We start from the raw sequence: 18,084 nt of genomic DNA, 5'->3' as shown, positions 1-18,084 counted from the left end.
GATGGTGCTATGCCTCCGGCACCCTACCGGGAACCGCACCGCTTCGCGATACGCTGAATGAAATGGGTTGCAGTGGCCCCTTATAATTTTTTCTGGGCTCTCTGCCGCAATTGACCTCACAGCTTTTTCCGGCGACACTTGCTACAGCCAATGCAGAGATATCTACTTGGTTATAGGGATCCCACCTATCTTGCAGAACTTCATGAAACTTAGAAAAAGCGGTACCCCTCTCCTAGCGCACCATGGCTTTGCAACTTGAACCCGCTAGCCCGCCAGAAGTGGCCGTTTATCAGCCCTATTACGCCGTTGCCCGCCGACAGTACCTAGCCCTCGCGGTGGGCCTCTACAAAAAAGCCAGCCTGGAAGGGCAGAGGGCCATCGAGGGGGAAGAGCCTGTCCGCTTCTTGGCCAGTTGGCATACGTCCCCGTTGCCTTCGGATCTGACGGTGGTTCAGGTCATCTTTGCTCAGGATGCAGATCTCACCTATCAGCTCTCCATCGCCAACTACGAGTTTGTGGATTATCTGATTGATGTCGTCTCTTTGGTGCAGCGCGGACAACAGCCGGATTTCTCCACCGCCTTTTACAAGAAACTGATGCGATATGAAGATTGATCTGGGTTGCTCAGCCACCATCACCCTCTACGACACCACATTGCGGGATGGGGCCCAGCGAGAGGGTCTATCGCTGTCGGTGCAAGACAAGTTACAGATTGCCAAGCTGCTGGATCGGCTGGGGATCCCGTTTATTGAAGGGGGCTGGCCAGGAGCCAATCCCAAGGATGTGCAGTTTTTCTGGCAGATGCGGGAAGAGCCCCTAGAGCAAGCCGAGCTGGTGGCTTTTTGTTCTACCCGCAAGCCGGGGCGGCGGGCGGCAGACGATCCCATGCTGCAGGCCATTTTGGCGGCGGGCACCCGCTATATAACCGTCTTCGGCAAGTCTTGGGATCTCCACGTCACCGAGGGCCTGGGCACCACGCTGCAGGAAAACCTGGCCATGATCCGCGACACCATTGCCTACTTGGGATCCCAGGGGCGGCGGGTCATCTACGATGCCGAGCACTGGTTCGACGCCTATCGCCACAACCCCGACTATGCCCTGCAAACCCTAGCGGCAGCGGCGGCGGCGGGGGCGGAGTGGCTGGTTCTCTGCGATACCAACGGCGGATCCCTGCCCCATGAGATCGCCCAGATTACCGCAGCCGTCTTGGCAGAATCCCATCACCTGCGGCATTTGCCTCTGGGCATTCACACCCACAACGACTCCGGCACTGCTGTGGCCAATGCCCTGGCGGCGGTGCAGGCAGGGGCGCGCATGGTTCAGGGCACTATCAACGGCTATGGGGAACGCTGCGGCAATGCCGACCTGTGCAGTGTCATCCCCAACCTGCAATTGAAGCTGGGCTATCGCTGTCTGCCGCAAGAGAAGCTGCAACACCTGACGGAGATCTCCCGCTCCATCAGCGAGGTGGTCAATTTGGCCCCGGATGACCATGCTCCGTTTGTGGGCCTATCGGCCTTTGCCCACAAGGGTGGGATCCACGTCAGCGCCGTTCAGAAAAACCCCCTCACCTACGAGCACATCGCCCCGGAGCAAGTGGGCAACTGTCGCCGCATTGTGGTCTCGGAACAGGCGGGGCTGAGCAACATCCTCCACAAAATGGCCGGATTCGGGATCCGGCTGGAGAAGTCGGATCCGCAGGTGCGCTTGATTTTGGAGCGGCTGAAAACCCTGGAGCTGCAGGGCTACCAGTTTGAGGCGGCTGAGGCCAGCTTTGAGCTGTTGGTGAGGGGCTTGCTGGGACAACGCTCCCATCCTTTTGAGGTGCTCAGCTTCAACGTGACGACCACCACACGCTCCGATTGGAACAGCAAAGACCGGGATCCCAGTGGCGAAGCAACGGATGTGCAATCGTTGGCAGCGGTGAAAATCGCGGTGCAGGGGCAGACTCGGGTGACGGCGGCGGAAGGCAATGGGCCGGTGGCCGCTCTGGATGGGGCGTTGCGCAAGGCGCTGCTGGAGTTCTATCCCCAACTGGAGGCGATTCACCTGTCTGATTACAAGGTGCGCATTTTGGATGGGCGAGCCGGCACCTCGGCCAAAACGCGCGTGCTGGTGGAGTTTAGCGACGGTCACCGCCGTTGGACAACGGTGGGGGTTTCCACCAACATCATCGAGGCCTCCTGTCGGGCTTTGGTGGAGGGCTTTGAGTATAGCCTGCTGCCGCCCAGCTCTCCTTTGCCGGCTGCGGCAGAGCACCGTTCTAACGACTCCGTCCGAGTAGCGCAAACGGCAATGGCCGCACCAGCGGCCTCTTCTTGACTATGGCCTACAGCTCGATGAGGATCATCGGCCTGACGGGCGGAGTGGGCACGGGCAAATCCACGGTGGCCCGCATCCTGGAGCAGCACGGGATCCCGGTGGCCGATGCCGATCAAATGGCCCGCCAGGCCTTGGCGGTGGGATCCCCCATTCGCGAGCGGGTACTGGAACGCTATGGGAAGGCCATCCAAACACCCTCCGGGGATCTGGATCGCCGGCGGTTGGGCCAGATCGTGTTTGCAGATGCCGCTGAGCGGGCTTGGCTAGAGGCCCAAATCCACCCTTTCGTTAGAGCTCAACTGCAAGATTTTCTGTCCGCGTTGGCGGAGCAGAGCTCTAAAGTCCATGGGGTGCCGCTTGAGGAAGAGCCTGCCTCCCAAAAGCGTAGCGGGGTAGGATTTTCTTCTGGGCAGGGATCCCAAACCGTTTGTCTGATGATCCCGTTGCTGTTTGAAGCCCACATGGAAAATTGGGCCAGCGAGATTTGGGTGGTGACTTGCACCCCAGAGCAGCAGCGGCAACGCCTTGCCCGCCGGGATCTTCTTACACCGGCAGAAATCGAAGCTCGCATCGCCAGCCAGTGGCCTTTGGCGGAAAAAGTGCGCCGTGCCGATGTGGTGCTGGACAACTCCGGATCCCTGGCTGAGCTGGAAGCCCAGGTGAAGCAAGCTTTGGCGTCGGCGGGCCAGAGGCCATTTGCCTCACCCCCGCGGGCCGGATACAGTGACGGATAGGGGATCCCCTACGCCCCGGTGGGACGGAGGGTAGCCATGTACGGGTGGGTTGAGGGAGAAACGATGCAGGAAGCAGGTTGCATCGGCAAGACGGAGTTTGCCCAAGCTCTGGCCGCGCGGGAGCGGGAAATCCAGCTTTTGCGAGAGCGCAATCGCATCTTGCAGGGCCAGATAGACCTTCTGGAGCTGCGCCAAGAAAAGCAACACCGGCAAATTCGCAGCTATGAGGCGGAGATCGAGCAGCTTTACCAAGAGAAGCAGTTGCTGGAGCAGATGATCCAAGAGTTGCCGGAGCTCTACCGGCGCAAGCTGCAGGCCCGCCTTCAGCCCATTCGCGAGCGCATCGCCGCCATCCAGGCCGAGAATCGCCAGCTCAGGAAGGAGGTGTATCAGCTCAGCTACCGCGTGCAGCACATGGATCAGCTCGACTCGCCCGGCTGGAGAGTGCAACTGCCCCAGCTTCCCTCTCTGCGTCGCCGGGATCCCAAGTCCTCAGCGGAGCGGAGCACAAAAGCTCTGCCGGTCTCCCCCCCTGGTGTCCAGCCCTGCTCTTGATGGGCAGGGAGGGATCCCGCCATCGAGAAGCCAGAATAGGGGAGCCCCGGTGGGATCGCGTCAGCAGAGCAGAGCTCTTGCGCGGTTCCGGTTGGGGCGCTGCTTGCTTGGAGATCCCGGAAATGGCCACCGCTGGCAACTATGAACCCCTGCATTTAAAATACCGCCCGCAGCGCTTTGCCGATGTGGTCGGCCAAGGAGCGGTGGTGCAGACTTTGGCCAACGCCATCCGGCTGGGGCGGGTTGCACCTGCCTATTTGTTCTGCGGGCCGAGGGGCACGGGAAAAACCTCCAGCGCCCGCATCTTGGCCAAGTCTTTGAATTGTGAACAGGGGCCGACGCCGGATCCCTGCCAGGCGTGCAGCCAATGCCGCGCCATCACTGCGGGAGCCTCCCTGGATGTTCTCGAGATTGACGCGGCCAGCAACACCGGCGTAGACAACATCCGCGAGCTGATCGAGCGGGCCCAGTTTGCTCCGGTGAACAGCCGCTACAAAGTCTATGTCATCGACGAGTGCCACATGCTCAGCAATGCGGCCTTCAACGCCTTGCTGAAAACTCTTGAAGAGCCGCCCCCCCGCGTGGTATTTGTCCTGGCCACCACTGACCCGCAGCGGGTTTTGCCCACCATTGTTTCCCGCTGTCAGCGGTTTGACTTCCGCCGCATCCCCCTCGACGACATGGTGGCCCACCTGGGCAAGATCGCCGCCCAAGAAGGGATCCCTATCACGCCGGAGGCGCTGCAACTGGTGGCCCAACTTTCCCAAGGGGGCCTGAGGGACGCCGAACGCCTGCTGGACCAGCTCAGCCTCTTGGAAGGATCCATCACCCCGGAGGCGGTTTGGGACTTGGTGGGCGGGATCCCGGAACAGCAGCTTTTGGCTCTGATGGATGCGCTGCTGGCTCAGGATGTGCAGGCGGTGCTCAGCCAAACTCGGCAATTGTTGGAGCGGGGCAAAGAGCCCTTAGCCCTGTTGCAGAACTTGGTGGCCCTTTACCGGGATCTGCTGCTGGTCAAGACAGCCCCCCAGCAACGGGAGTTGGTGGCTGTAACGGATTCCACCTGGGAAGCCCTGCAGCAACGGGCCCCTCGCTACTCGGTGGAGATACTGCTGGCAGCCCAGAGCCATCTGCGCCAGTGTGAGCCGCAAATTCGTCAAAGCGGACAGCCCCAACTGTGGTTGGAAATTGCCCTAGTGGATCTGCTGGGCCAGCTGCGCCCAAGCATGGTGGCTGAGGATTCAGCGGAACGGAGTCCTTTCCCAGCCCTTGACCTATCTCCTGCACCCCAGAGAACTCCCCCGGACGGGACAGCCCCTCCGGCCCCTGCTGCGACCATCAGCCCATCAAGCCCATCAACTGTTGGTGAGATAGATGAATTAACTGTTGGGCCTTCAGCCTCCCCTGCTGTTGCGTCGAGCCAGAAGGCAGATCGCGCTACTCGGACGGAGTCCTCGGAGCAGCCCAGAGAACCGGCAAGGGACGCCGCCACAGTCAAGCTGCTGCGCCCCCACTGGGACGAGTTCCTCAAGCGCCTCTCTCCCCTCACCAAGGCTCTGATGGGATCCGGCCACCTGCACCAAGAGACTCCTGAAGCAATTACCCTCGCCTTTCCCAGCAAGGGTCTGGTGGAAAAAGTGCGCAGCAAAGAAGCCGAACTGCGGTCGGTGCTCCACAACCTGCTGCAGCGCCCTGTGCAGCTCAACTTGATTGTGCAGCGCTCCAGCGGGCCGCATGTTTCCATTCGCGTCAGCGGTGCGGAGTCCTCGGCACTGCTCAGCCGAGAAACAGACCTGCCCCCCGCCCCCGTGGCCCCGGATCCTGTCACCACGCCGGGGTTGCAGAGCGATAGCACCAACAGTCGTGCTTCCTCAAGGGAGCCCAGAGCAGAACCGCAGAGCCACGGCCTTGCCCAGCGACAGCAACATTCCCCTTCTGACTCCAGCCCACCTTCGCCAGAGCCTGAGCGGGACAATCCTATGGGTGGCCCCAAGGTGGCTGGCTTGGCAACCCAAGGACTTTCTCCCGCCGGTGCGAACAAAGTGCTCCGCACCGCTGTCGCGACCGATTCTCCAAGTCGTGCAGAGCGCCGCGACACCCTGCACGGTGGGCAGTCCTTCGAGCTAACCCAGGAGCTGGCGGAGATTGCCCGCCGTTTTGCCGACCACTTCAACGGCAGCTTGGTGGATTTGGAAGGGGTGTTGGGGTCTGACGTGACGGGATCCACGGAAGAGCTCTCCTCAATAGAGGCTATAGAAGCCGAGGGATCCCCTGACCTGCTCTCCGGTGAGACCTACGGCTCGCCAACAGGAGCAGAGCCGTCCGCGTCAGCGGGGCGGAGTCCTCATCCCGTAGACTTTCCCAATGCAGTAAGGAATCCGTCCTACCGGCGTGAGCAGTCTTCTCAGCTTGCCGTTCGCCTCAGCGGGACGGAGTCCTTGGAGGAGGAGGTGCCTTTTTAAGCGCTATCTAGCGCTATCTTAAGTTTGATAAAGCCAGCCTCATCTTGCCGACGATGACCTTCCCCATCTCCCCCCTAATTCGCTACGCTGTGCAGGCTCTGTACTGGGGACTGGTTCTGCCCCTACCCATCCTGCTGGCTCGGCAACAGGCAACACCTCTTGAGCTGGGATCCCTTTGGATTGCTCTGCTGCTGGGATGGGGGGTAGTCCTGGGATCCCTGAGCCAGCAGATTCAGTTGGACGAAGAGGGCATGCAGGCCACCTACCCCAGTTGGGTGCCGCCTTTTGTGCGGCAGGAGTGGCAGATCCGGTGGGCCGATATCGAGCGCATTGAGCCCCGCTCCACCAGCCAGGGTGGTATGGTGTATTACTTGGTCAGCCGAGGGGGGGATCGCGTACTTTTGCCGATGCGGGTGACCAGGTTCAAGCAGCTGTTGGCTGAGATTCGACGGCACGCTCAACTGGAGATTGGCGGGCTGCGCCCCTACGTTCAGCCTTGGATGTACGGGCTCCTAGGATGTTTTGCTCTGCTTCTGTTGCTCTGGGATGGGATGGTCGCCATCTGGGTCTGGGCAAGCCCGGTAGGAACCTAGCCCAACCACAGGCGGTTCCGGGTCTGGCTGTCCAGGCAGGGATTCTGTCTTCTAAGGGCCAACGGCAATCCAGCTCCCTTCCGGGCCAGGCTCTATGTCGGAAAAGCGGATGGGGTTGGCGGAAAGGACTCCGTCCTGCTAGCGCGAACAGTTGAACTATCCCACCCTCGCCAGAACTTGCCCATGTCTGGGATCCCGATTGCCCCCTTTGAGGCTACGCCTGCTTCGCGACCAGGCTCTGCCCCTTCTCTGGAGAGGTTGAGTCTTGAGCAGGTCAACCTCTCCGCCTCTTCGCTGGCCTTGCTGGACCATTGCCCCCGCCTGTTTCGCTATGTGTACCTGGAGCGGTTGATCTGGCCCGCTGCCAGTGTTTTTGAGCACGAGCTGGAGCAGAGGCGCGGACGGCAGTTTCACCGTTTGGTGGAGTGGCACAGCCGCGGGCGGCAGGTGGAGCCGCGTTTGTCCGGCCTGGATGAAGGGGTGCAGCAGTGGTGGCAGGTGTTCTTGGCCAGCTCCCATGCCCATCCCCAGGGACGGGTGTTGGCGGAGTTGCCCCTGTGGCAACGGATTGAGGGCTTTAAGTTGATAGCCCGTTTGGATCGGCTGGTGATTATCCCCGGATCCCTGCACATCCTGGACTGGAAAACTGAGCGTCAACGTCCTCGCGATGAACAGTTGGCCCAAGACTGGCAGGTGCGCCTTTACCCTCTGCTGCTCTGCGAGGTGGCCCAGCAGCTGCCCCTGGAAGGCCCTTTTGAGCCGGAGCAGGTGCAACTGACCTTTTGGTATGTGCAACATCCGCAGCAGCCCTTCCACCGGTATTACAGCGCCGCCGCCTACGAGCAGGATCTGGCCCACCTAAGAGCCACTCTGAACCACCTGCGGCAACTGGAGGCGCAAGACTTTCCCATGACCCCCCACACTGAGCGCTGCAACAGTTGTCTGTTTCGCTCCCGCTGCCATGGGCTGCTACCGGAAGGGATCCCCTCTCAAGACCTCACGGATTGGGTCTGGCCAATGCAGGAGCCCGCGACACCTGCGGATCCCATCGCCGATACTTATTGGGAGCAGTAATGGGAGCAGTAAGGACTCCGCCCCGCTGACGCGATTAGATCCGATTAGATCAGGGTAGGGCGGGGCAGGATCTGTTTTGGCAGCAACCCATGCACACCTTTCATGGGGCTGTTCACCACCTGCGTGATGTGGAAGTGGACAGCAATGCTGCAAAGCGCATAGGCTTCCTCTCGCCCAATGCCGACAAACCGATGCAGAAAATCGATCATCCGCCTTAGGGCAATCTCAAAGGCCGCATCCAGATCCTCGGCAAAGCCCATGGTAATGAAATCGGTCGGGGTTTCCGCCAGCGGTGCCTCGAGCGGCAGATCTTTGCGCAGGATCAACTGCAAAGTGCCATTCATGGAAGTTTCAATGGCCGTTACATCAACTTCTCCGTCCCCTTGAGCGGAGTGGCCATCCCCCACCGAAAAAAGGGCACCGGGCACAAAGACCGGCAAAAAAACTCGGGATCCCGCCTGCAATTGGCGGTTGTCGATGTTGCCACCATAGTTGCCGGGGGGGATAGAGCTGCGGCTGGTTTCCTCGGTCGCCACCCCCAAGATGCCAAAGAAGGGGCGAATGGGGACGCGGATGCCGCTGCCGGGAGGAAATTCCGCTACTCCCTGGTCTATATCTAGGTCGATGAAGCGCAGTCGCGGCTGATCAAATTCTCCGGGCAAAGCCCCCCATCCGGGACGGATGGCATTGAAACCGATGGGCAAGCGGGGGGTGATCGCTTGCAAGCGCACTTCCAGCACATCTCCAGGTTCAGCTCCCTCAACGTAGATCGGCCCGGTCAACAGATGGGGGCCCGGCCCCACTCGGCGCTCGGCAGGCAAGGTTTGGCAAATTTCGAGGAATTCGGGCGTGAAGAAACGGTCCGGCGCTTTGCCGTAGTGGGCGAACCCCGAGTAGGTTTCCACCTGCACCACATCGCCCGATTGCACATACAAGGCCGGGGGCAGTTGGGAAGAAAAGCCGCCCAAGTGGACGGTATGGGGAGTGGCTTTGAGGGTGTGAACGGGCACGGCCAGGGATCCCTTGCAAAAGACCCATTCAAAAGAAAAATCCCCTCCAATCCTGAATTAGACTGTTCCTCAAGCCGGTATCTCTGGCTACTGTTTGCCCAGGGGTGGCGTGGCGACAATGTTCCCCACATTTGCTATCTTGAAGGGCTACGGCCAGGGATCCCCGGTTGCAGGGCTGAGCGTGGAACTGGTGCCCCTGGTGTGGAGGATAACTGCAATTTTCTCGGAGACTTGCATACTGGGTTAGATGGTTTTATCAGCGCTGTCAACTGTGATCGCGAGTGTCATCTCCAGTACTTCCACCGTCCGGGATCCCGACTGGGATGTAGAAGTGGCGGGCCTCTACAAGCGTTTTGGCGATTTTGTGGCTCTCAATGGCATTGAGCTGAACATTCGGCGGGGGGAGTTTTTCGGCCTGCTGGGCCCTTCCGGCTGCGGCAAGACCACCCTGCTGCGCATCCTGGCCGGCCTGGAGATGGCCGATGCTGGGGAAGTGGTGATTCGAGGTCGCCCGGTAGGCCACCTGCCCGCCCACAAGCGCAACGTCAACACGGTGTTTCAGAGCTATGCCCTTTTCCCTTTTATGACGGTGGAGGACAACATCGCCTTCGGCCTGCGCATGCGGGGTGTGCGGGGAGAAGCTCTGCGCAAGCGGGTAGCGGCTGCTATGGAATTGGTGGAGATTGCAGCTCTGGCCAAGCGGAAGCCCCATGAGCTGTCGGGGGGACAGCAGCAGCGGGTGGCCTTGGCTCGGGCTTTGGTGAACGAGCCGGAAGTGCTCTTGTTGGATGAGCCGCTGTCGGCGTTGGATGCCAAGTTGCGCAAGCAGCTTCAGGTGCAGTTGTGCGAGTTGCAGCGCCGCCTGGGCATGACCTTTATTTTCGTTACCCACGACCAAGAAGAGGCTTTGGTGACCAGCGACCGGGTGGCGGTGATGCGGGCGGGGCGCATTGAGCAAGTGGGCCTTATCGATGAGGTGTACGAGCGCCCGGCGACGGCCTTCGTAGCCGACTTTTTAGGGGCCAGCAACCTGATCGAGGGGATCGCCTGTGGGACGGACTGTGTGGATACGCCCTTGGGAAAGCTGAAGGTCTTGGGGATCCCGGCCAGCTCGGAACCGGTGCAATTGGCTATTCGCCCGGAAAAGATCCAGCTCTCTCGCAGCGGCTGGGATCTGCTGCCCAACCAGGTGCCGGTGCGGGTGGAAAACCTCATCTACACTGGGGCTGAGAACCAATACCTGTTGCGGACAAACCAAGGTCAGCAGCTCAAGGCCACGGCCCTCAACACCGATATTGAGGATGCAGGGTTTGAGATCGGCGCAGCGCTGGTGGCCCACCTACCCCCGAAAAGCCTAATCCGTTTGCGACCGGATCCCCGTCAGGAGGAGACTGGATGTTGAAGCTGCCATCTCCTGTGGGCAAGTGGATCCCTGGCCAAGCCCAGGTGCGATTTGGGGAGCTGCTCACCCCTTGGCAGGAGTTGGGGCGCAGCCTAATTTTTGCTGGGCCAGGGGTGCTGTGGGTGATGTTTTTTCTGGTGCTGCCGGGGCTGTTGCTGTTGGTGTGCAGCTTTCTCAGCCGCGGGGAGTTTGGCCAGATTCAACTGCCCCTGACCCTGGAGAACTATCTGCGCATTCTCGGCTTTGGCCCCTTGGGATGGACGCCCATCTACTGGCAGATCTTGGGCCGCAGCCTGCTGGTGGCGGGGGTGACCACCTTTTTTTGCGTGCTGCTGGCCTACCCATTGGCTTTCTTCATTGCCGCCCACCCACCCCGACAACGGGATCTGTTGCTCACCTTGGTGGTGGTGCCCTTTTGGACGAACCTGGTGATCCGCACCTATGCCTGGATGGTGGTGCTGGCCCCGGAAGGGTGGCCGGCTCGCTTGGCGGCCTGGCTGGGCTGGATCCCACCGCAAACGGCTCTGTATCCCAGTTGGCTGGCGGTTTATCTGGGCATGGTCTACACGTTTTTGCCCTACATGGTCTTGCCCCTGTACACGGCGGTGGAGCGCATCGATTGGCGGCTGGCGGAAGCGGCACGGGATCTCTATGCCAAGGGTTGGCAGGTCTTTTGGTGGGTGCTTCTGCCCCAGACCTTGCCTGGACTGGCGGCGGGCCTCATTCTGGTGGGGATCCCGGCTTTCGGCATGTTCGTGGTGCCGGATCTGTTGGGGGGCAGCAAAACGCTGTTGATCGGGAATGTGATTCAGTTGCAGTTTGGCTCCAGCCTGGACTATCCCTTCGGGGCGGCCCTCAGCTTTTTGGTCACCGGCCTCACCCTGGGGTTGATCTACGCCTACAGCCGCTACGCTGGCACCCGCAGCCTAGAAAATCTGGTTTGAGGAGCTGCTGTGGGCTTTAAGCAGAGCCGCCAATTGCTTGCGCATCAGGATCCCGGGCTTATCGGTGAGCATGTGCTGTTCGGTGCTGAGGGTGAGAGGAACGTCGGGATCCGTGGTCTCCAAAATGGCTTTGTCTTCCAAAGTTACAGCCCGGTCAAAGCGGATAACCTCGGCGGCTGGGGTATCGGCTTCGGTGTCGTTGCGCAAACAAAACTGCACCACCTGGGAGGCTCGGTCGTTGATGGGGGTGGGGATGTTGACGATGACATGGCTGCGGCCATTGGGGTAGCGGATGTGAAGGTGGTTGGTGAAGGGCAAGTGCCAGGTTGAAGTGGTGGTGCGCTCGGTTTTGGCGGCGGCAATGCCCAGGTTTTTTTGTTGCAGCTCTGGGTTGGCTACACCGAGCACTGTGCGGGTGCGGATCCCGTAGTCCAGCTCCTCGACCTCGAAGTGGCTGGGTACCAAGTCTTCCATACTGCCAAAGGTGTTCTGGTGTACAAAGCTGATGTGGGCGGCATCGAACTCGTTCTCGCAGATGCGCAAGCTGGCACATTCCCAGCGTTCGTAGAACTCGTGGATGAGCCGGTAACTGGGATCCTCGGCTTCTGGGATGACCGGGATCCCCCGTAGAGGCTGGGGATGCAAGCACACCCAAGCATAGCCATAGCGGGCCTGGCAGAGATAGGCGGGAATGCGGTAGCTCTCTGGGATGCGGGCCTGATCCGGCAGTTGCGGCACCTTGACACAGGCTCCCGTGCCATCGAACTCCCACCCATGGTAGGGGCAGCGGATATGGTCATCACAGACGATTCCCTTGGACAATTGCGCCGACCGATGACAGCAGCGATCTGCGGCTGCCTGGGGCTGTCCGGCTTTGTCCAGCCAAAGGACGATCCTCTCTCCCAGCAGCTCGAAAGGTTGCGGGGATCCCTGCTCCAATAGGCTGAGGGGCATCACCGGATACCAGAAGCGCCGAAAGACAGGATGCTGGGTCACCAACATGGCAAAACCATCTGTGTCGTGTGGCCGGATTCTGTATAGCAAATTCGTGAATTCGGTTCCGTAGCCCGCGCCACAATCTCTATTTGGGGATCTTGCAGATCTGGGCAAACTCATTCCCAGGGGAGCTCAACTCATGGGGAAACCCTAGAACCTCTGGTACGGTAAAGATACTGATCTTGCGTTTGAGTTTCCAGAGGGATCCCTTGACCTCAACTTTGCCTTCTCAGACCCTCTTGCAGGCTCTGTACACCCCTTCCCCTGCTTGGGATGCCATCGTCATCGGTGCTGGGATCGGGGGATTGGTCGCGGCCAGCCAGTTGGCTGCCAAAGGATACCGTGTGCTGGTGCTGGAAAAATACCTCATTCCAGGGGGCAGTGCCGGCTATTTTGAGCGTCCGGATCCCTTAGGCAAGGGGAGCTACCGCTTCGACGTGGGCGCTTCCATGATCTTTGGGTTGGGCACCCAGGGTACCACCAACTTGCTGACCCGCGCCTTGGCAGCCGTGGGCCAGTCCATAGACTCTATCCCCGATCCGGTGCAGATTGCCTACCACCTGCCCAAGGGGCTGAATCCCCGAGTACACCGGGATTACGAGCAGTTTTTGCAGGAGCTATCCGGCTACTTTCCCCGGGAAGCCGCCGGCATTCGCCGGTTCTACGATAGCCTGTGGCCCATCTTCAACAGCCTCAACGCCATGGAGCTGCTCTCGTTGGAGGAGTGGGGCTATCTATTTCGTTCTTTTGTGAGCAATCCCCTCGGCTGCCTGACCTTGGCGCGCTATTTGCCGGTGAATGTGGGCCAGGTAGCGCGGCGCTGTCTGCGGGATCCGGATTTGCTGCGCTTTGTGGATATGGAGTGCTACTGCTGGTCGGTGGTGCCGGCGGATCGCACGCCCCTGATCAATGCCGGGATGGTGTTTTGTGACCGACACTACGGCGGTATTAACTATCCCAAAGGGGGGGTGGGGCAGATCGCCCAAAAGTTGGCCCAGGGGCTAGAGGCCCATGGCGGGCAGATCCGCTACAAAGCACCCGTGCGGCGGATCCTGGAAGAAAGAGGTCGGGCGGTGGGCGTAGAACTGGCCAGCGGGGAAAAGCTCTTTGCCCGCACAATCATCTCCAATGCCACCCGCTGGGACACCTTTGAGCGCCTATGGCCGGGATCCCTGCCCAGGGCGGAGCGGCAGTGGCAAAAACGCTACCAGCAATCCCCTAGCTTTTTAAGCTTGCACCTGGGGGTGCGGGCCGAGGCCCTGGCCGGCGAATGCCATTGTCACCACATTCTCCTGGAAGACTGGGATCAGATGGAGGCTGAGCAGGGCACCCTTTTCGTCTCCGTCCCCACCCTGTTGGATCCCGACCTGGCTCCCCCGGGCCGCCACATTGTTCATGCCTTTACCCCCAGTTGGATGTCCACCTGGCAAGGGTTGAACCCAAGCCAGTACCAGATCCAAAAACAGCAAGCCGCCGACCGGCTTATCCGCCGCCTGGAGGCCCTTTGGCCCCAACTGGGATCCCACATTGAACTGAAGGAGATAGGCACCCCCCGTACCCACCGCCGCTTTTTGAGCCGCAGCAACGGCACCTATGGGCCTATCCCCAGCCGGGATCCCTGGGGCTTGCTGGGCATGCCCTTCAATCGCACCGCCATCCCCAACCTATACTGCGTGGGGGATAGCACCTTCCCCGGCCAAGGGCTCAATGCCGTTGCCTTCTCCGGCTTTGCCTGCGCCCACCGGGTGGCAGCGGATTTGGTTTAGGTTGCCCTTATCCTTGCTACTCCCTTCTCCCTCTGGGAGAGGGGCAGGGGATGAGGGTTGAGCGGCGCAGAGGGTTTGGGAGGCAGTTGATGGTCAATTCAAACAACAATGAGACGCTAGCCAGTAAGATAGCGTCCGTTCCCGAAAGCAGGCTGTAGGCCTTTGAATCAGGACATTGTCCAGAATCAACACAGATGTCCTCTTCAAACTCGGTATTCAGTATCTGATACATTTACGCTGAACACTGCTGAACATCACTGTTCAACTATGCAGCGATAGCATTCTGTTTGTTTCCATTCGCGTTAGCGGGACGGAGTCCAAACAGAATGGCGGTATCCCGCAAAGCTTTGAGTAGAATACCCAAAGCGCAGTTTCCGTGTCGTCTTACTACCAATTTTCTGCTTTGCTTTGGCTACCATGTTGGCAGACTCGAAAGTAAACAGAAAGATCAACTGGTAGTAATCCGTACTGAACATATTATACATTATTTTCAGTATAGTTGAGCTTATTATTGACTAGAGTCATGCTCTCCAGCCACCCCTCAAATCCTTATTGGCTATAGTTGCGGCTGTCCGGAAGTGATAGCAGCAGACTTGCTGGACCTGCCGCGGCTGGAGCTGTATGTGGAAGAGGGGTTTGGGGATCCCTGTGCCCTGCTGCAGCAGAAGGGAGTGCCCGAGCGAGTTCATGAGGTGAGGGGGGAGCCAGCCAGTTGGCCTAGTTTTGATGCTGTGGTGTGCACAGCTGAGGACTTGCAGCGGCTGGGGCGGCCTGTGAGGGCCAACTTTGCTTTTGTCTTGGCAGAGGACCACCAACTTCTTTTGGCCAATGCCAGTAAGTTAATGGAAGCAGTGTTGACTGGCTTTGACTTTGGCAAACTCAGGTTTTCGGTAAAGCTCTACCCAGACACCGTTTTTTACGAGAGGACGTATCTTAACTTTCCTGTGTTTCTGTCTAGTCAGGTGCAGACGGTTATCGACATCGGAGCTGGGGTAGGCCTTGGTAGCGTTTGTTTTCGGGGTTTCTGCCCTGAGGCGGCCATTCATTGTTTTGAGGTGGATCCCTTGGCCTTGCACCTGCTGCAGCAGAATGCTCTTGGCCTGGGCAACTGCTTTGTGCATCCGGTGGGGCTGGCGGGGCAGAATAGCTGCAGAACTTGTCGGCTCTGGCCGGAGGATCCTCAGGCCGAGTGGGGAGTGGAGCAGGTGCTCCCTTTCCGGGAAGCCAGGGCAGCTCTCAAGGAGCTGGGTCTGGAGTTCATCGATGTGCTCAGGGTGGCTACGGGTGGGGATGAGGTGGAGGTATTGGCTAACCTGCAGCCGCAGCTTAGGGACATCAAGGTGATTTACGTGGAGTTTACCTCTGAGCAAGACCGCAAGCGGATTGACCAGATGCTGGATCCCTCTCATCTCCTCTGGCAGGGGGAGATCATAGCCGGTCAAAAGGGAGCTCTTTGCTACATAAACAGATTTCATCTTTTCGACAAGAAGTAAGGTCTTAGAGAGGAGAGATAGAAGTCATGAACTCAACTATCATCGTTACAGGTGCCGATAGCAAGTTTTTTGAATTGGTTCAGGGAACTATTCTCTCTATTCGAGAAAAGCCACAGGGCAACTCTGTAGATATTGGATTTTTTGATGTAGGGTGTACGCCAGAGCAGTTGCAATGGATAGGTCAGTACGTTGACTATATCGTAGAGCCAGATTGGAATTACAACGTTCCTAATGTCGATAAACAACCTAGGTACCTCAAAGCGCTGGTCTCTAGACCTTTTTTGCCTGAATATTTCCCAGGTTATGAAGTTTACATTTGGATTGATGCAGATGCTTGGGTGCAAGATTGGTCTGCAATTGATCTTCTTGCTTTGGGAGCAAAAAGAAAGGGCTTTGCAATAGTCCCGGAGTTATTTGCTAAACACAGCACCAGATCTGTGCAACACGCTTGGATAACTTTGCAATATAGTCGCTACTTTCACTACACGGATTTTGCTGGTTTAGAGATAGAGCCTTTGCTGAATGCCGGTGTGTTTTCTGGGACTGGGCGATCTCCTCACTGGTCAGCGTGGAGCAGAAGACTGAGTCAAGCCATTTATAACTGCCTTGACTTCCTCACAGATCAATTTGCTTTAAACGTAGCTATTTACAAGGACTTAGGTCTGGATAGAGTTGAACTTTTGCCATTAAATTGCAACTGGCTAGCCCATTATGAGATACCCCAATGGGATTTGCAAAGGAAGATTTGGGTGGATCCTTTTCCACCTCACAATCCACTAGGAATCATACATCTTACAGCCGAAGTTAAGGTGAGACCAACTCATATTGCGCTTACAACTGAAGGTTTTAAGATTGAAGCTAGCTTGCGGTATGCAGGCATCATCTCCACTCCGGTCAAGAGATACGACTACGTATCGCCTAACCAGATTAGAATACATCTTGACCATAGCTTTCCTTCAATGATTGCGGCCGAGCCAAGCTCTCACCCCTGGCCTTATCTACGGAAAGAAGTTCCTCACCTTTGGCATACGGATCTACGTCAACCTACCATCGGCTTTGTTAGTCGGGACGAGGCACACATTCTGTACAATACTGCGCTAAAGTTTCGAGGAAAATCTGCTCTGGAGATCGGCTGTTGGTTGGGCTGGTCAACTGCTCACTTGGCAGCAGGCGGGGTTATTCTCGATGTTGTCGATCCAATTTTGGAAAATCCACTGGCTTATGAGAGCGTGAACCAGTCTCTCTGCTCGGCTGGAGTTCGCTCTAATGTCAATCTCTACCCTGGCTATAGCCCAGGGAAGGTGGAGGAGATTGCCCAGCAAGAGGATTGTCGCTGGTCTCTGATTTTCATCGATGGGAATCATGACTCACCAGCCCCCTTGCAGGATGCTCAAGTGGCAGAGCGCTATGCTGCTGAGGATGCCTTGATTCTGTTTCATGATCTAGCCTCGCCGGATGTGGCTGAAGGTTTGAATTACTTGAGAGACAGGGGCTGGAACACGATGATTTACCAGACCATGCAAATTATGGGAGTGGCCTGGCGAGGCAATGTCAAGCCCGTTGAGCATATTCCAGACCCTGCTGTGAATTGGACATTGCCAGAGCACCTCAAGGACTATCCGGTCTGTAACCTTGAGTTGTCTAGGGTGCTAGAGAAAGTTAAATCTTTTACCTTGCTGGGCTTTGAGCGTCTTTGGAGCCTTTATTCACTGGCTAAGCAGGTTTGTGAAGAAGACATTCCTGGGAACTTTGTAGAATGTGGTGTTTGCAGGGGTGGAAGCTCAGCTTTGCTGGCCTGGGTGATTAAGAACTACAGCCGTCGACCTCGCAGGCTATATGCTTTCGATACCTTCTCAGGTATGCCTGATCCAACAGAGGTGGATCGAGATTCTCGAGGAGTTGCTGCCAACGATACGGGTTTTGGATCCGGTGCCTTAGCAGCACCCATTTCGGAGAACTTAGAGGTGGTTGCCAAGGAACTGGGAGTTTGGGATCTCATTGTCCCCGTGCCAGGGCTGTTTGCTGACACCTTGCCTATCTATCGAGATCAAGTGGGCGAGGTTGCTCTGCTGCATGCAGATGCTGACTGGTATCAATCAACGATGGATATTTTTCATCATTTCTATGATCAGGTTCATTCCCAAGGATTCATCCAAATCGATGATTACGGACACTGGCAAGGATGTTGGAAAGCTGTTCATGACTTCGAGCAGGAAATCGGAGCCTTTTTCAGGTTGCATAGCGTCGATTACACAGGGGTTTGGCTGAGTCCTTCAGAAAACCTGGTAGTGATGAGAGATAGCCTAACAGAAACCTCCAAACCACAAGGGATCCGCCTGAGCAAGATCAACGTGGGCCTTTTCCCCTATTGGGAGATGGAGACAGAGCAGCTTATCCAAGAACTGGAGGGCTTGCTGGAGCCAATTCTGCGCAGTCCTCAGCCAGAAGACTATGCTCTGATCTTCCTAGGGGATCCGGATCCGCAAGTGGCTAATCGAACCCTGGAGATAGCTGCAGGCAACATAGCTCTCAGGCTCATGGAAGAGGGGTTAGAGCTCAGTAGAGAGCCGTTCTGTTCAGTGGTAGCTGGCTTGAACCCCTATCAATGGGAGAGACTTATTCCCCAACTCAACTATCGCTATCTCTTGAAGCGGGAGCGCTTTCCCAAGGGATTACGGCCTGCTATTCAAAAGCTACCTGTGTTGCTGTTGGCCTCCTAGGGATCCATCTGTT

14 protein-coding genes are annotated in these 18,084 nt (G+C 57.9%); 12 read left to right on the top strand and 2 right to left on the bottom strand.

All coding sequences use genetic code 11. From position 1 onward, the window contains the following. Window positions 1-242 precede the first annotated feature (242 nt). The 7 genes from ebsA to ACVWXZ_RS06830 all read left to right on the top strand — a co-directional run bounded on the left by ebsA (window position 243) and on the right by ACVWXZ_RS06830 (window position 7,740). On the top strand, window positions 243-614 hold the full coding sequence (ebsA, locus tag ACVWXZ_RS06860; protein ID WP_414343182.1) for a type IV pilus biogenesis protein EbsA: 372 nt from the start codon (window positions 243-245) through the stop codon (window positions 612-614). Next, window positions 604-2,322 carry a citramalate synthase gene (gene cimA, locus ACVWXZ_RS06855; RefSeq protein ID WP_457402681.1) on the top strand — a complete coding sequence of 573 codons (1,719 nt, stop codon included), beginning with the start codon at window positions 604-606 and terminating at the stop codon, window positions 2,320-2,322. The genes ebsA and cimA overlap by 11 nt, the downstream gene beginning before the upstream one ends. Before the next feature lie 17 nt (window positions 2,323-2,339). Continuing rightward, window positions 2,340-3,056 (top strand): dephospho-CoA kinase, encoded by a 717-nt coding sequence (gene coaE / locus ACVWXZ_RS06850; RefSeq protein WP_414424703.1) that lies wholly within the window; start codon window positions 2,340-2,342, stop codon window positions 3,054-3,056. Between the two features lie 36 nt (window positions 3,057-3,092). Beyond that, window positions 3,093-3,611: a hypothetical protein gene (locus ACVWXZ_RS06845; RefSeq protein ID WP_457441463.1), complete on the top strand. Its 519-nt coding sequence runs from the start codon at window positions 3,093-3,095 to the stop codon at window positions 3,609-3,611. A gap of 122 nt (window positions 3,612-3,733) precedes the next feature. Next, window positions 3,734-6,073: a DNA polymerase III subunit gamma/tau gene (locus ACVWXZ_RS06840; RefSeq protein WP_457482322.1), complete on the top strand. Its 2,340-nt coding sequence runs from the start codon at window positions 3,734-3,736 to the stop codon at window positions 6,071-6,073. Between the two features lie 53 nt (window positions 6,074-6,126). Beyond that, window positions 6,127-6,666 (top strand): hypothetical protein, encoded by a 540-nt coding sequence (locus ACVWXZ_RS06835; RefSeq protein ID WP_457402684.1) that lies wholly within the window; start codon window positions 6,127-6,129, stop codon window positions 6,664-6,666. Between the two features lie 183 nt (window positions 6,667-6,849). After that, window positions 6,850-7,740 (top strand): PD-(D/E)XK nuclease family protein, encoded by an 891-nt coding sequence (locus ACVWXZ_RS06830; protein ID WP_457482321.1) that lies wholly within the window; start codon window positions 6,850-6,852, stop codon window positions 7,738-7,740. A gap of 44 nt (window positions 7,741-7,784) precedes the next feature. Here ACVWXZ_RS06830 and ACVWXZ_RS06825 read toward each other — a convergent pair whose 3' ends face one another. Continuing rightward, the gene (locus tag ACVWXZ_RS06825) at window positions 7,785-8,750 is read right to left on the bottom strand and encodes an acetamidase/formamidase family protein (protein WP_457482320.1); all 966 of its coding nucleotides are present in this window, start codon (window positions 8,748-8,750) and stop codon (window positions 7,785-7,787) included. A gap of 262 nt (window positions 8,751-9,012) precedes the next feature. Here ACVWXZ_RS06825 and ACVWXZ_RS06820 point away from each other — a divergent pair, with 262 nt between their 5' ends. After that, window positions 9,013-10,152, top strand: a complete 1,140-nt coding sequence (locus tag ACVWXZ_RS06820; RefSeq protein ID WP_148202818.1) for an ABC transporter ATP-binding protein — start codon at window positions 9,013-9,015, stop codon at window positions 10,150-10,152. Continuing rightward, window positions 10,146-11,096 carry an ABC transporter permease gene (locus ACVWXZ_RS06815; protein WP_414342559.1) on the top strand — a complete coding sequence of 317 codons (951 nt, stop codon included), beginning with the start codon at window positions 10,146-10,148 and terminating at the stop codon, window positions 11,094-11,096. Before ACVWXZ_RS06820 ends, ACVWXZ_RS06815 begins: the two co-directional genes overlap by 7 nt. Here the strand turns inward: ACVWXZ_RS06815 and ACVWXZ_RS06810 are convergent. Continuing rightward, on the bottom strand, window positions 11,079-12,098 hold the full coding sequence (locus ACVWXZ_RS06810; protein WP_457482319.1) for an aromatic ring-hydroxylating dioxygenase subunit alpha: 1,020 nt from the start codon (window positions 12,096-12,098) through the stop codon (window positions 11,079-11,081). The genes ACVWXZ_RS06815 and ACVWXZ_RS06810 overlap by 18 nt on opposite strands. Before the next feature lie 203 nt (window positions 12,099-12,301). Here ACVWXZ_RS06810 and crtH point away from each other — a divergent pair, with 203 nt between their 5' ends. The 3 genes from crtH to ACVWXZ_RS06795 all read left to right on the top strand — a co-directional run bounded on the left by crtH (window position 12,302) and on the right by ACVWXZ_RS06795 (window position 18,071). Continuing rightward, window positions 12,302-13,858 (top strand): carotenoid isomerase, encoded by a 1,557-nt coding sequence (gene crtH, locus ACVWXZ_RS06805; protein WP_457482318.1) that lies wholly within the window; start codon window positions 12,302-12,304, stop codon window positions 13,856-13,858. 593 nt (window positions 13,859-14,451) lie between these two features. Beyond that, window positions 14,452-15,351, top strand: coding sequence for a hypothetical protein (locus ACVWXZ_RS06800; RefSeq protein WP_457482317.1), 900 nt, complete (start codon window positions 14,452-14,454; stop codon window positions 15,349-15,351). A 26-nt stretch (window positions 15,352-15,377) separates the two neighbouring features. Then, window positions 15,378-18,071, top strand: a complete 2,694-nt coding sequence (locus ACVWXZ_RS06795; RefSeq protein ID WP_457482316.1) for a TylF/MycF/NovP-related O-methyltransferase — start codon at window positions 15,378-15,380, stop codon at window positions 18,069-18,071. Window positions 18,072-18,084: the final 13 nt, after the last annotated feature.

This window comes from Thermostichus sp. MS-CIW-38, assembly GCF_054058415.1.
This window is presented reverse-complemented; position numbering and strand designations above follow the sequence as displayed.